Source organism: Kosakonia sp., from assembly GCF_032104925.1.
Classification (GTDB): domain Bacteria; phylum Pseudomonadota; class Gammaproteobacteria; order Enterobacterales; family Enterobacteriaceae; genus Kosakonia.
Genome location: NZ_DAMCGF010000011.1, coordinates 128967 through 142450 on the forward strand (window position 1 = coordinate 128967; position 13484 = coordinate 142450).

Below are 13484 nucleotides of genomic sequence, written 5' to 3' on the forward strand. Positions count from 1 at the left end.
TCAAACGGCCTTAGTTCAGTTCAATCGCGAAGTAATCACGCGCATTGTTAAAGCAGATGTTTTTCACCATTTCGCCCAGCAGCTGAATATCCGCCGGGGCTTCGCCCGCTTCGACCCAGCGGCCAATCATCTGGCACAGGATGCGACGGAAATATTCGTGGCGGGTGTAAGAGAGGAAACTGCGGCTGTCGGTCAGCATGCCGACAAAGCGGCTCAGCAGACCCAGTTGCGCCAGCTGCGTCATCTGACGTTCCATGCCATCTTTCTGGTCGTTAAACCACCAGCCGGAACCGAACTGCATTTTGCCTGGCATACCTTCGCCCTGAAAGTTGCCGATCATGGTGCCGAGCACTTCGTTATCGCGCGGGTTCAGGCAGTACAGAATGGTTTTCGGCAGCAGGTTCTCTTCATTCTGCTTGCTCAGCAGTCTGGAGAGCTCTTCCGCCAGCGGACGGTCGTTGATGGAGTCGAAACCGACGTCTGGCCCCAGCAGTTTGAACTGACGCAGGTTGTTATTACGCAGCGCACCGATGTGGTACTGCTGCACCCAACCGCGACGGGCGTATTCCGCACCCAGCCAGACCAGCACCGCCGTTTTGAACTGTGCGACTTCTTTTTCGCCGAGCGTTTCACCCGCCAGGCGACGCGCCAGGATGCTATCCAGTTCGGCTTCGCTGGCTTCAGCGAAGAGCACCACGTCCAGCGCGTGGTCAGAAACTTTACAGCCATGCGCCGCGAAGTGATCCAGGCGTTTACTCAGCGCCGTTTGCAGATCGGCAAAACGACGAATGTCGGTATCAGAGACTTCGCCCAGCTTCGCCATGTAATCGTTAAAAGTGGCTTGTTCAATGTTGAACGCTTTGTCCGGGCGCCAGCTCGGCAGCACTTTGATGTGGAAGGTGCCATCTTTGGCGATCGAAGCGTGGTGTTCCAGCGAGTCAATCGGATCGTCGGTGGTACCCACCATTTTCACGTTCATCTGCTGCATGATGCCGCGCGCGGAGAACTTATCCTGCGCCAGCAGTTCATTACCCCGGCTCCAGATTTCGTCGGCGGTAGACGGCGACAACACCTTACCTGTAATACCAAATGGACGACGCAGTTCCAGATGCGTCCAGTGGTATAACGGGTTACCAATGGTGTGCGGCACGGTTGCGGCCCAGGCGTCAAACTTCTCACGATCGGAGGCGTCACCGGTACACAGGCGCTCAGGTACGCCGTTGGTACGCATGGCGCGCCATTTGTAGTGATCACCTTTTAACCAGATGTCATACAGGTTTTTAAAGCGGTAGTTGTCAGCGATCTGTTGCGGCGGCAAGTGGCAATGGTAGTCAAAAATCGGCTGGTCTTTTGCGTAGTCGTGGTACAGACGGCGAGCAAATTCGGTATCTAACAGAAAATCTTCGGTCATAAACGGGGTCATTATCGTCTTCCTCTAAACGAGTGCGTCTGATGCTTACCTTTAATGCTGACAAAGTTATCACACCAATTTCTATAGACCGAAGATATTTTCGTGAGTTGGATCAATAAAAGCAGACAAAAACTGACAATCCAGGCGCCTGAATATCCCGCTAACCCGCGCCGTTTCTGGCTTATCCCGGCAAAGTTAAAGACCACACAAAGAAAAACACTTTTGTGATGTCACTCACCTTTTCAAGTTGTATGACAAGTTATCTTTCCTGCCGTCGAACACATAAGCCGACGGAATGCATTCCCGATAAAAAGTTAATCGGATTTTTTGGGTACGGATACCGACTTAAACACGCTTACTTATGGCAAGGTTTGGGCCGTACCGGGAGTTCTCCCGGGTACGTCCTCCCCGTTTCATCCTCCGGACGCGATCGAAGGATGGCCGCGCAGGCGGTAATAACATAACGATGAGGTTTACATGCGTAAAATCAAAGGATTACGTTGGTACATGATAGCACTGGTGACGGTCGGCACCGTGCTGGGCTACCTGACACGTAACACCGTAGCGGCTGCCGCTCCAACCTTGATGGAAGAGCTGCACATTTCTACTCAGCAATACTCTTACATCATTGCGGCTTATTCCGCGGCTTATACTGTTATGCAGCCTGTTGCAGGCTACGTACTGGACGTTCTGGGCACCAAAATTGGTTATGCCTTCTTTGCGATTACCTGGGCGGTATTCTGCGGCGCGACTGCGCTGGCAGGCAGCTGGGGTGGTCTGGCACTGGCGCGTGGCGCGGTGGGTGCCGCTGAAGCAGCGATGATCCCGGCAGGTCTGAAAGCGGCGTCCGAATGGTTCCCGGCGAAAGAACGTTCTATCGCGGTGGGTTACTTCAACGTCGGTTCTTCTATTGGTGCGATGATTGCGCCGCCGCTGGTGGTGTGGGCAATCGTGATGCACAGCTGGGAAATGGCGTTCATCATCTCTGGTGTGCTGAGCTTTGCCTGGGCGATGGCCTGGCTGGTTTTCTATAAACACCCGCGCGATCAGAAAAAACTGAGCGAAGAAGAACGCGAGTACATCATTGGCGGTCAGGAAGCACAACACCAGACCAACAACGGCAAAAAAATGTCCGTCTGGCAGATTCTGGGCACCCGTCAGTTCTGGGGCATCGCGCTGCCGCGTTTCCTGGCAGAACCAGCCTGGGGTACGTTTAACGCCTGGATCCCGCTGTTCATGTTCAAGGTTTACGGTTTTAACCTGAAAGAAATCGCCATGTTCGCCTGGATGCCGATGCTGTTCGCTGACCTGGGTTGCATCGTCGGTGGTTACCTGCCGCCGCTGTTCCAGCGTGTCTTCGGTGTGAACCTGATTGTTTCCCGTAAAATGGTAGTGACCATGGGTGCGGTACTGATGATTGGCCCTGGCATGATCGGCCTGTTCACCAGCCCGTATGTGGCAATCGGCCTGCTGTGTATCGGTGGTTTTGCTCACCAGTCTCTGTCCGGTGCGCTGATTACACTCTCTTCTGACGTATTCGGTCGTAACGAAGTGGCAACCGCAAACGGTCTGACCGGTATGGCGGCGTGGACAGCAAGTACCCTGTTTGCCCTGGTAGTTGGTGCGCTGGCGGATACCATCGGCTTTAGCCCGCTGTTCGCTGTGCTGGCGCTGTTCGACCTGATGGGTGCCGTGGTTATCTGGACGGTGCTGAAAAACAAATCAGCCGAAGAGGTGGTGAAAGAGCATTCACTTGGTGGCCCGGCAGCACAAAGTTAAACCTCAATTTTGATACTTAAAAAAGCCGCCTGGTGCGGCTTTTTTACTATCTGCGATGGTGAGAAAGCAGTAAAAGTGGTATAACAAATCTATTATTGCCCTTCTTTTTCCTGGAGCTCACATATGGAAATCTCCGAGTCACGACGTTTGTACCAGCAGCTTGCCGCGGAGCTTAAAAGCCGTATTGAGCAAGGCGTCTATCTGGTGGGAGACAAACTGCCCGCCGAGCGCTTTATCGCCGATGAGAAAAGCGTCAGCCGGACCGTGGTTCGTGAAGCCATTATCATGCTTGAAGTGGAAGGGTATGTTGAAGTTCGCAAAGGCTCCGGCATTCATGTGATCTCCAACGTGGCACGCCACACCCAGGCGCCGGATGAAAACCTTGAGTTCGCCAATTACGGCCCGTTTGAGCTGCTGCAGGCTCGTCAGCTGATCGAAAGTAATATTGCTGAATTCGCCGCCACCCAGGTGACGAAACAGGACATCATGAAGTTGATGGAAATTCAGGATAACGCGCGTAAAGAGAAGTGTTTCCGCGATTCTGAGTGGGATTTGCAGTTCCATGTGCAGGTTGCGCTGGCCACACAAAACACGGCGCTGGCGGCCATCGTTGAGAAAATGTGGACACAGCGTGTTCACAACCCATACTGGAAAAAACTGCACGATCACATCGACTTACGCACCGTGGATAACTGGTGTGATGATCATGACCAGATCCTGCGCGCGCTGATTCGCAAAGACCCGCACGCGGCGAAACTGGCGATGTGGCAACATCTGGAAAACACCAAACAGATGCTGTTTAACGAAACCAGCGATGATTTCGAGTTCAACGCCGATCGCTATTTATTTGCGGAAAACCCGGTGGTGCATCTCGATACCGCCGCAACCGGCAGCAAATAAAAAATGTCCTGTAAGGCGCACACTTACGCTGCGCCTGCCCCGATTTAAGGTAAGTAAACCGTCTAGAGTGTCAGCCTTTGTAAATAGCCTCGCCTCCCCCTGCCGCGACAAGCAAAATCATCACCGAAACTCATTTTTCTGACTGACTCATAACGTCGGCATTTGTTACAATTGGATGCATTTGTCATCATATAAGTTAGTGCTTGCTCACAACGTCTGTTACCTGAATATGCCGTATCGAGTGTGCCACGAGCGACCATAATGTATTAAAGATAATCGCCGTGCTGTTCTGGGCGTGACGTAAACCGATGTACCAGGAATACTGAATGGAACTTTTAAGCCAATTACTCCATGCCCTCTGGAGCCAGGATTTCGCGACACTCTCGCAGCCCGGTATGATCGGCATGCTTTATTTTGTTTTATTTGTCATTTTATTTCTTGAAAACGGCCTGCTTCCGGCAGCGTTTCTTCCTGGCGATAGCCTGCTGGTATTGATTGGCGTACTGATTGCAAAAGGCGCGCTTGGATACCCACAAACCATTTTATTACTGACAGTGGCGGCAAGCCTGGGATGCTGGCTCAGTTACATTCAGGGACGCTGGCTGGGTAATACGCGCATCGTGCAAAACTGGTTATCGCATCTTCCCGCACATTATCACCAGCGCGCGCACCATCTTTTCCACAAACATGGCCTTTCTGCCCTGTTGATTGGTCGTTTTATTGCATTTGTTCGCACCCTGTTACCAACTATTGCCGGACTTTCTGGTCTGAGTAATGCCCGCTTCCAGTTTTTTAACTGGATGAGCGGCCTGCTGTGGGTGCTGATACTGACCACGCTGGGTTATCTGCTGGGCAAGACGCCGGTGTTTCGTAAATACGAAGATGCGCTGATGTCCTGCCTGATGTTGCTTCCGGTAGTATTGCTGGTGATTGGCCTTGCCGGCTCACTGGTGGTGCTGTGGAAGAAAAAATACCGCAATCGGGGTTAAGACCATGGAATTGCAACGTCCCTTTTTACGCTGGTTACTGATGGGTGTCGCGGCAATGACCGTTTTCAGCATGATGTTTTTCGCCTGGACGACGCTGCAAAACCGTGAATCAACGCTGGCGATTCGCCCGCTCACGCAAAATGTCAGCGTGCCGGATGGTTTCTCTGTCTGGCACCATCTGGATGCCAACGGCATTCATTTTAAAAGTATTACGCCGCAGGACGACACGCTGTTAATTAAATTTGAATCCAGTGAGCAGAGCGCGGCGGCGAAAATCGTGCTCGATCGCACCTTACCTCATGGTTACATCATTGCCGCTCAGGACGATGATAACAGCCAAACTTCCGCGTGGCTGACCCGCCTGCGCAACAGCACACATCGATTCGGTTAACCTTTCCAGGATTCTGAATCTTTTCACTCACTTTGGTGTTTGGCCGTTTACTTACTATGCTTGAGTACACGGAACCAGAGTTCGCTTTATGTCACTGGACGCTGGCGTAACCATCGTTTCGCTGGCCAACAATGGAAGGTTCTCGATTATGAAAAACCGCATCGCACTGGCGCTGGCCCTTTTTTCGCTGAGCGCATTTTCCCAGGCGGCTTCGCCCTGTCAGGAAAAGGAACATGAGATCCAGCGTGAAATCAGCTATGCCGAAAAGCATAACAATCAGAGCCGAATTAACGGCCTGAACAAGGCGCTGCGAGAAGTACGCGCCAATTGCTCTGACAGCAAGCTGCGCGCCGCCCATCAGAAAAAAATCGCTGAGATGAAAGAAGAAGTAGCCGGGCGCCGCCACGATCTAAATGAGGCAAAGCAAAAAGGCGATGCGGAGAAAATAAGCAAACGCGAGCACAAGCTGAAAGAGGCGCAGGCCGAACTGAAAGCCCTGGAAGCGCGTGACTACTGATTTAATGGAAATAACCACTCACTCACCTGGAGAGAATTATGTCGAAAGATAATGCTGACAATTTGCGCGCAGAGTTGAAATCCCTGGCGGATACGCTGGAAGAAGTGCTGAGCAATTCCAGTGATAAGTCGAAAGAAGAGCTGAGTAAATTACGCACCAAAGCGGAACAGGCGCTGCGCGACAGCCGTCACCGTTTGGGCGAAACCGGCGATGCGCTCGCCCGCCAAACCCGTGAAGCGGCGGCGCGTACCGATGAGTATGTGCGTGACAACCCGTGGGCCAGCGTAGGTATCGGCGCCGCCGTCGGTGTGGTGCTGGGCGTACTGCTGTCGCGTCGCTAAGATGACGGATTTGCGAAACGCGCAAGGGCCGGGCAAAAGCGTACTGGGGATTGGTCAACGCATTGTGACCATTCTTGTTGAAATGGTTGAGACCCGCCTGCGGCTGGCGGTTGTCGAGCTGGAAGAAGAGAAAGCGAACTTATTCCAGCTGCTGCTTATGGTAGGGCTAACCATGCTTTTCGCCGCATTTGGCCTGATGAGTCTGATGGTGCTGATTATCTGGGCCATCGATCCGCAATATCGCCTGAACGCGATGATTGCAACCACCGTCGTGTTGCTGGTGCTGGCGTTGATAGGCGGCATCTGGACATTGCGTAAAGCGCGGGCCTCGACGCTGCTGCGTCATACTCGCCAGGAGCTGGCAAACGACCGTGCCTTGCTGGAGGAGGATAAGTGAGCGGCAAAGCGGAACGTCTGAAGCGCAAAGCACGTTTGCTCAGTGAGATCCAACAACAACGCCTGGATCTCACCACCAGCCGCCGTGAGTGGCTGGAAGCCACCGGGGCCTACGATCGCGGCTGGAATACGCTGCTCAGCTTGCGCTCCTGGGCGCTGGTGGGCAGCAGCGCGATGGCGATATGGTCCGTGCGCCACCCCAATATGCTTGTGCGCTGGGCTAAACGCGGTTTAGGCGCATGGAGCTTATGGCGGCTGGTCAAATCAACGCTCAACGCAACGCACTGATACACAATCACAGCACGGCTTACGCGGGCGATGGTTATCCATCGCCCGTTTGCTTTGGTGCTTGCTCAGTTTTTTTGAAAAAATTCGACAGTTTTCCTTGCTAACAATCTTTTCCCGTCACGATTACTATCCTCTCCATCGACAGCAAGCACGCGGCACACGCCCGTAATTGCAGACCTTTTACTGAAAGCCGCTATTGTGGTTCCCTGGAGAGAAAGATGAAAAAATTAGAAGATGTTGGTTTCCTGGTTGCTCGTATCCTGATGCCGATTCTGTTTATTACCGCAGGCTGGGGCAAAATCACCGGTTATGCAGGCACTCAGCAATATATGGAAGCGATGGGCGTGCCGGGGTTCTTCCTGCCACTGACCATTCTTCTTGAGTTTGGCGGCGGTCTGGCGATCCTGTTCGGCTTCCTGACCCGTACCACGGCGCTGTTCACCGCAGGTTTTACGCTGCTGACCGCATTCATCTTCCACAGCAACTTTGCAGAAGGCGTGAACTCGCTGATGTTCATGAAAAACCTGACCATCGCTGGCGGTTACCTGCTGCTGGGTATTACTGGGCCGGGCGCCATCAGTATCGACCGCGTCCTGAATAAAAAATGGTAAGCGCTCTATACTGAGTGAAGAGATCAAAGCGAGGAGACCACTCCTCGCTTTTGCTATTCAGAAGGAGGAGACAAAATGGGACAACTGATTGACGGCGTCTGGCACGACAACTGGTATGACACCAAATCCACCGGCGGACGTTTCCAGCGCTCGGTATCCGCATTTCGCAACTGGCTTACCGCAGATGGCGCACCAGGCCCTTCTGGCGAAGGTGGCTTTGCCGCCGAGAAAGACCGCTACCACTTATATGTTTCACTCGCCTGCCCGTGGGCGCATCGCACGCTGATCCTGCGTAAACTCAAAGGCCTTGAGCCGTTTATCTCTGTTTCCGTGGTCAACCCGTTGATGCTGGAGAACGGCTGGACATTTGACGATGACTTTCCGGCGGCAACTGGCGACACGCTGTATCAACACGAATTCCTTTATCAGCTCTACCTGCACGCCGACCCGCACTACACCGGGCGCGTCACGGTGCCTGTGCTGTGGGATAAAAAGAATCACACCATTGTCAGCAATGAATCGGCGGAAATCATCCGCATGTTCAATACCGCTTTTGACGGTCTGGGCGCAAAAGCGGGCGATTACTACCCGCCAGAATTACGCGACCAGATCGATGAACTGAATGGCTGGATCTACGACAACGTGAATAACGGTGTCTATAAAGCCGGTTTCGCCACCAGCCAGCAGGCGTATGACGAAGCGGTGATCAATGTTTTCAATGCGCTGGAACGCCTTGAGCAGATCCTCGGACAGCATCGTTACCTGACCGGCGACCGGCTTACGGAAGCGGATATCCGCCTGTGGACAACGCTGGTGCGTTTCGATCCGGTCTATGTCACTCACTTCAAATGCGATAAGCATCGCATCAGCGACTATCTGAATCTGCACGGCTTTCTGCGCGACATTTATCAGATGCCGGGCGTTGCGGAAACGGTCGATTTCGCCCATATCCGCAACCACTATTACCGCAGCCACAAAACCATTAACCCGACCGGAATTATCTCTATCGGGCCGTGGCAGGATCTGGATGAGCCACACGGACGCGACCTGCGTTTCTCCTGATCTTCCGGGCGCGTTTCACCGCGCCCAAATTATTTCTCGCCGGGTTTTCGCTTTGTATTTTTGCCGTCTATTCTTACAGGGATCGTTGAGAAAACAACGGATTGACCGTTGATCGAGGTGGGAAATGGACTGGTATTTTAGGGTACTGAGCAACTACGCGACATTTCACGGACGCGCGCACCGCCGCGAATTCTGGATGTTCACACTGGTCAACCTTATCCTCTTTGGCGTGCTGTATGTGGTCGACAGGATCATCGGCTGGCACCTGTTAAGCCAGATTTACGCCCTGCTGGTGCTGGTGCCAAACCTGGCGGTTCAGGTACGCCGCCTGCATGATACCAACCGGAGCTGGCGCTGGCTGTTGCTGCTGCTGTTTCCGGTGATTGGCTGGTTGATGCTGCTGGCGTTTTACAGCCAGCGCGGCACGCCGGTAGAAAACCCCTTTGGCCCCGTACCGAAAGCGTTCCCCTGAATGGCATTGCTCCACCAATGTGGAGCAATGACTTATTTACCGGCAAACAGCTTGGGAATTTCCCGCAGACACCAGGCTTTCGCTTCGCCCATACTGTCGCGACGCCAGGCCATAATAATATCTACCTGGCTGGTATATTCCGGGCTCACGACACGTAAGCGACCTTCGGCGATATCCTGCTCCACCAGTGGATAAGGCATCGTCGCCACGCCCAGGCCGGACAGCAGCGCCTGGCGTTTATCCTCGATGGTACTCACCGTCAGCCTTGGCTGCTTATCCAAAAGCTGTACCGTCAGCACCGGACGCTCGCGGGCGGTATCGGCAACGGCCACGCCGCGGTATTTCACGCGCGTCACTTCCGAGAGCGGTTCCGCTTCCTGGTGGATCGGATGATCCGGCGCAGCAACGTAGACGTTCATCACCGAGTAGAGCTTGCGTGAGTTGATTTCCGACGAGGAGCGAAAATGCATATCCGGAGCGACGACAATATCGGCACGCCCCTGCTCCAGCCGCTCCCACGCCCCGGCCAGCACTTCAGTAATGATCGATAACTGCGTATTGGCTTTTGCCGCCAGCCGGTCGACCAGCGGAAACAGCTCGACCGTCGGCACCAGCGCTTCAGTGACCAGCGTCAGATGCGTTTCCCAGCCGCGCGCCAGCGCTTCTGCGTCGGTTGTCAGTTTATCGGCGGCTTCCAGCAATACGCGACCGCGCTCCAGCAGCATTCGCCCGACATTGGTGAATTTCGTTCGGTGCCCGGAGCGGTCAAACAGCACGACATCCAGCTCTTCTTCAAGTTTTTGCATGGTATAGCTGAGCGCAGAAGGCACGCGTCCCAACTCATCCGCCGCCGCGGCAAAGCTTCCACGCCGGTCAATCGCATCCATCACGCGTAACGCCTCGAGCGTCAGCGCCCTTTCTTTGGCCATGAGTGTTCTCATTCAGGAAATTTGAACATACCGGGCAGAATATCTGGCTAACAATGCAGCGTCCATACCTTTAACATTGTTTTAAGTAAAGAGAGGTCGACAATTATGATTACTACCCGTACTGCGAAACAATGCGGACAAGCTGACTTCGGCTGGCTTCAGGCCCGCTACACTTTTTCTTTTGGACATTACTTCGACCCGAAATTACTGGGCTATGCCTCCCTGCGTGTGTTGAACCAGGAAGTGCTCGCCCCTGGCGCATCGTTCCAGCCACGCACCTACCCGAAAGTGGATATTTTAAATCTGATTCTGGAAGGCGAAGCGGAGTATCGCGACAGCGAGGGTAACCATGTCCAGGCGAAAGTCGGTGAAGCGTTGTTAATTGCCACCCAGCCCGGCATCAGCTACAGCGAACATAACCTGAGCAAAGACAAATCGTTAACGCGCATGCAGTTATGGCTGGATGCCTGCCCCGAGCGTGAAAACCCGCCGGTGCAAAAAATGACCATTGCCGATGTGGCGCAGCAACTGCTGGCTTCCCCTGATGGTAGCCAGGGAAGTTTGCAGCTCCGCCAGCAAGTGTGGCTGCATCATATCGAGCTTGCCAAAGGCGAAGAGTTGCAGATTCAACTGCATGGCCCGCGCGCCTATTTGCAATCGATTCACGGTACGGTACACGCCGTGACACATTGCGAAGCAAAAGAAGCGCTCACCTGTGGTGACGGTGCGTTTATTCGTGACGAGGCTAACATAACCCTGGTTGCGGATACGCCGTTGCGCGCTTTGCTGATAGATTTACCCGTGTGATAGTTGCGTTACGTAAGTGAGTAAATGAAATGAGCAGCACAATGAATTTTATGACAGACCCTACACAGCAAACCCCACTCCCCGCCCTGGCTGGATTCGGTTATGAAGAGATGCTGACAGAGCTGGAAGCAATCGTCGCAGAAGCCGTTGTCCGACTGGCGGAAGAAGAAGCCACCGCCTGACCCATAAGCCCCGGCGCATCAGACCGGGGCAAATCTCTACTGAACCTTACTGTCGTTCTTCGCGAACTTAGCACGCCCGGTTTCGCGCCTGAAACTGCCCCGGCGTGCTGCCAAAGCGCAGCTTAAATGCGGCGATAAAAGCACTGACATTATCGTACCCGCAGCGTTCTGCCGTCTCACTTACCGACACCCCGCGCAGCAGATGCGCCATCGATGCCAGGACTTTTGCCTGCTGCCGCCACTGGCTAAAACTCAGCCCGGTTTGTTCGCTGAACAAGCGGCTTAATGTTCTGACGCTCAAGCCAAAGAGCTTAGCCAGTTGCGCCTGATTTGCCTCATGGTGTGGCTCCGACAACAGCAGTTCAGCCACCCGTTTCGCCCGACGATCCTGCGGCAGGGTTAACTGCAACGGCGCGCCTGGTGCTACGCGAATCTCATCCATCATCACCGCCAGAAGCGATGCCTGGCGAGACGGGTCGCACTGCGTTATACGTTCCATCAAAAGCATCATAAACGGATCGGCAGGCCACACTCCCGCGAAAGCGGGGGCATCATCGTGGTTGAGTTGCAGGCTATGTCCTTCTACCTCGCCCACGCTCCAGGCGCAGTGGCGCATCTGTGCAGGAAACCAGCCGACAGTCGCGGGCGTTAGCGCCCATTGCGCCTGCTCCGTTTTCACAATCATCATCCCCCGCTGAATGCAAAACAGCTGCCCGCTGGCATGCTGGTGCCACGCGGTGGTGTGCTTGTTTTGATGCGTGAGTCGCTGCTTATGTACGATCAACATGGCTGATAAACCGTATTTGATGTCCTGATACGGCTAATATACCAACGCGGTGTAGCGATATCCTCTCCAACAGGCTCAAATGAGGATAACTATGATGGACATCACCCAACATATCACCCTGGCTTTACAACGCGTTGTTTGCCACCCTGACCATAACGAAGCGGAAATTCGCCAATTCTTCTCGCCGGATTATCAACAAATTGTTGACGGGCAGTCGCTTGATTTCACGGGATTTGTCGAACACATGGCGAAACTCAAACATCTGACGCACGCCATTGACGTGACTGTGGTCGCCATTGCCGGGCAAAACAATGACGTATTGACGCACCATCTTGTGGCGGTGAGTAAGAAAGATGGCTCTCGGGCACACATTGACGTGTTTGCGCATTTCACGCTGGAGAACGGGCTAATCACCCGCTGCGAGGAGTTAACCCGGCTGGTGCGTGGCACGGCGCAAGACCGCTCACTGGGCAGCGTCAGATAACCACGTCTTGTTGCGCTCGGTCACTTCCTGCACGAAACGGCGCAGGATCTCCGCCGCGCCCGGCGCGGGCAGCACGCTGGCGACTAAGCTGTCGGCATCGGTGCCCTCTTTTTCGATATGCGCACGGTTCAAACGCAGCAGATCGGTCGCGATTTCCGGCGTCATTTCCGGGTGGAACTGCACCGAAATGGCCCGTGGCCCGTAGCGAACGATCTGATGATTATCATGGGCGGAAGAGGCCAGCACCGATGCGCCTTCAGGCAGCCGCGTTACCGTTTGCCGGTGCGTCAGGTGCGCAGGGAAACTTTCAGACAGGTGGCTGAGTAGCGGATCGTTGTGCGCCGAGGCGTTCAAATAAACGGTTTTTGTCCCCGCTTCACGGCCCTGCGGATGGTATTCAACATTCCCGCCCAGGGCCCAGGACATGAGTTGATGACCATAGCAAACGCCAAAGAGCGGCATCTCAACCGCAATGGCTTCGCGGATCCATTCTGCGGTCTTCTCGCTCCACGGCAGCCTGTCGGAAACCATCGCCCATGAACCGGTAATGATCGCTGCCCGACGCGCATCCGGGGCTGGCAGCGTTTCGCCTTCAAAAACGCGAACCACGTCCACCTCTTCAGGAGCACACCCGATAGCCCGGCAAAACCAATGCGGAACATCCCCGTGGGCGTCACGTAAAGGCTTCGGGGCATCCCCCATCTGAATAATGATCAATGATTTTTGTTCCATGACGGCAACGACTCCCGCAATGCTAGTTTCAAAACCGTTTAAGAACATGTTAGCGCTTTTCGACAGCCTTCCGACGGGATATTTATTTATAAGGTTAGAAGTGCCGGTGCTTAACGGTACGGCGCGCACAACAGCAAAAAGCCTGCAAACTGCCTTTATCAAAAAAGTAAAACCCCGTCGAAGCGGGATCTTACCTGCACAGTCGAAACTGACCGGTAAGCCACGTTCCTTCATCGAAAGCAGAGTGGACAGCCATTCATCTTTGGCCGTCAGAAAGCAAAAACCCCGCCGAAGCGGATTCTTATCTGAACAGTCGAAACTGGCCGGTAAGCCGCGTTCCTTCATCGAAAACGGAGTGGACAGTCATTCAGCTTTAGCCGCCAGAAAGCAAAAACCCCGCCGAAGC

General features: G+C 54.0%; 19 protein-coding genes. 15 read left to right on the plus strand and 4 right to left on the minus strand.

The window, feature by feature from the left end:
• Positions 1-10: 10 nt before the first annotated feature.
• Positions 11-1423 carry a glucuronate isomerase gene (uxaC, locus tag RT644_RS19375; protein WP_269231726.1) on the minus strand — a complete coding sequence of 471 codons (1413 nt, stop codon included), beginning with the start codon at positions 1421-1423 and terminating at the stop codon, positions 11-13.
• 465 nt (positions 1424-1888) lie between these two features.
• Here uxaC and RT644_RS19380 point away from each other — a divergent pair, with 465 nt between their 5' ends.
• From RT644_RS19380 to RT644_RS19430, 11 genes are all read left to right on the plus strand, one after another.
• Positions 1889-3190, plus strand: a complete 1302-nt coding sequence (locus RT644_RS19380; protein WP_020455377.1) for an MFS transporter — start codon at positions 1889-1891, stop codon at positions 3188-3190.
• 123 nt (positions 3191-3313) lie between these two features.
• Positions 3314-4090 carry a transcriptional regulator ExuR gene (exuR, locus tag RT644_RS19385; RefSeq protein ID WP_020455378.1) on the plus strand — a complete coding sequence of 259 codons (777 nt, stop codon included), beginning with the start codon at positions 3314-3316 and terminating at the stop codon, positions 4088-4090.
• A gap of 326 nt (positions 4091-4416) precedes the next feature.
• Positions 4417-5079, plus strand: coding sequence for a DedA family general envelope maintenance protein YqjA (yqjA, locus tag RT644_RS19390; protein WP_017457404.1), 663 nt, complete (start codon positions 4417-4419; stop codon positions 5077-5079).
• Between the two features lie 4 nt (positions 5080-5083).
• Positions 5084-5470 carry an EnvZ/OmpR regulon moderator MzrA gene (mzrA, locus tag RT644_RS19395; RefSeq protein WP_313627712.1) on the plus strand — a complete coding sequence of 129 codons (387 nt, stop codon included), beginning with the start codon at positions 5084-5086 and terminating at the stop codon, positions 5468-5470.
• A gap of 148 nt (positions 5471-5618) precedes the next feature.
• The gene (locus RT644_RS19400) at positions 5619-5987 is read left to right on the plus strand and encodes a DUF1090 domain-containing protein (RefSeq protein ID WP_044489740.1); all 369 of its coding nucleotides are present in this window, start codon (positions 5619-5621) and stop codon (positions 5985-5987) included.
• 38 nt (positions 5988-6025) lie between these two features.
• Positions 6026-6328 (plus strand): YqjD family protein, encoded by a 303-nt coding sequence (locus RT644_RS19405; protein WP_020455381.1) that lies wholly within the window; start codon positions 6026-6028, stop codon positions 6326-6328.
• 1 nt (position 6329) lies between these two features.
• The gene (locus tag RT644_RS19410; RefSeq protein WP_017457400.1) at positions 6330-6725 is read left to right on the plus strand and encodes a phage holin family protein; all 396 of its coding nucleotides are present in this window, start codon (positions 6330-6332) and stop codon (positions 6723-6725) included.
• Complete coding sequence (locus tag RT644_RS19415; RefSeq protein WP_313627715.1) at positions 6722-7012, plus strand: YqjK-like family protein; 291 nt, start codon at positions 6722-6724, stop codon at positions 7010-7012. The genes RT644_RS19410 and RT644_RS19415 overlap by 4 nt, the downstream gene beginning before the upstream one ends.
• A gap of 218 nt (positions 7013-7230) precedes the next feature.
• Positions 7231-7623, plus strand: a complete 393-nt coding sequence (locus RT644_RS19420; protein WP_020455382.1) for a DoxX family protein — start codon at positions 7231-7233, stop codon at positions 7621-7623.
• A gap of 75 nt (positions 7624-7698) precedes the next feature.
• Positions 7699-8685, plus strand: a complete 987-nt coding sequence (locus RT644_RS19425; protein ID WP_313627717.1) for a glutathione S-transferase family protein — start codon at positions 7699-7701, stop codon at positions 8683-8685.
• Positions 8686-8809: 124 nt separating this feature from the next.
• The gene (locus RT644_RS19430) at positions 8810-9157 is read left to right on the plus strand and encodes a DUF805 domain-containing protein (protein ID WP_045513183.1); all 348 of its coding nucleotides are present in this window, start codon (positions 8810-8812) and stop codon (positions 9155-9157) included.
• Between the two features lie 32 nt (positions 9158-9189).
• Here the strand turns inward: RT644_RS19430 and RT644_RS19435 are convergent, their stop codons facing one another.
• Positions 9190-10086: a LysR family transcriptional regulator gene (locus RT644_RS19435; RefSeq protein WP_020455385.1), complete on the minus strand. Its 897-nt coding sequence runs from the start codon at positions 10084-10086 to the stop codon at positions 9190-9192.
• 105 nt (positions 10087-10191) lie between these two features.
• On the opposite strand from RT644_RS19435, the gene RT644_RS19440 reads away from it, so the two are divergent.
• Both RT644_RS19440 and RT644_RS19445 read left to right on the plus strand, forming a co-directional pair.
• The gene (locus RT644_RS19440; RefSeq protein ID WP_313627720.1) at positions 10192-10893 is read left to right on the plus strand and encodes a pirin family protein; all 702 of its coding nucleotides are present in this window, start codon (positions 10192-10194) and stop codon (positions 10891-10893) included.
• 50 nt (positions 10894-10943) lie between these two features.
• Positions 10944-11075, plus strand: a complete 132-nt coding sequence (locus RT644_RS19445) for a hypothetical protein (RefSeq protein ID WP_370447824.1) — start codon at positions 10944-10946, stop codon at positions 11073-11075.
• Positions 11076-11142: 67 nt separating this feature from the next.
• Here the strand turns inward: RT644_RS19445 and RT644_RS19450 are convergent, their stop codons facing one another.
• Positions 11143-11862 (minus strand): AraC family transcriptional regulator, encoded by a 720-nt coding sequence (locus RT644_RS19450; protein ID WP_313627722.1) that lies wholly within the window; start codon positions 11860-11862, stop codon positions 11143-11145.
• 91 nt (positions 11863-11953) lie between these two features.
• Between RT644_RS19450 and RT644_RS19455 the strand changes: the two genes are divergently transcribed.
• Positions 11954-12346, plus strand: coding sequence for a nuclear transport factor 2 family protein (locus RT644_RS19455; RefSeq protein ID WP_313627724.1), 393 nt, complete (start codon positions 11954-11956; stop codon positions 12344-12346).
• Here the strand turns inward: RT644_RS19455 and RT644_RS19460 are convergent.
• Positions 12326-13078 (minus strand): glutamine amidotransferase, encoded by a 753-nt coding sequence (locus tag RT644_RS19460; RefSeq protein WP_313627726.1) that lies wholly within the window; start codon positions 13076-13078, stop codon positions 12326-12328. The two genes, RT644_RS19455 and RT644_RS19460, sit on opposite strands and share 21 nt — an antisense overlap.
• Here RT644_RS19460 and RT644_RS19465 point away from each other — a divergent pair.
• On the plus strand, positions 13077-13484 hold a 408-nt coding region (locus tag RT644_RS19465; RefSeq protein ID WP_313627728.1), incomplete at its 3' end, for a hypothetical protein. The genes RT644_RS19460 and RT644_RS19465 overlap by 2 nt on opposite strands.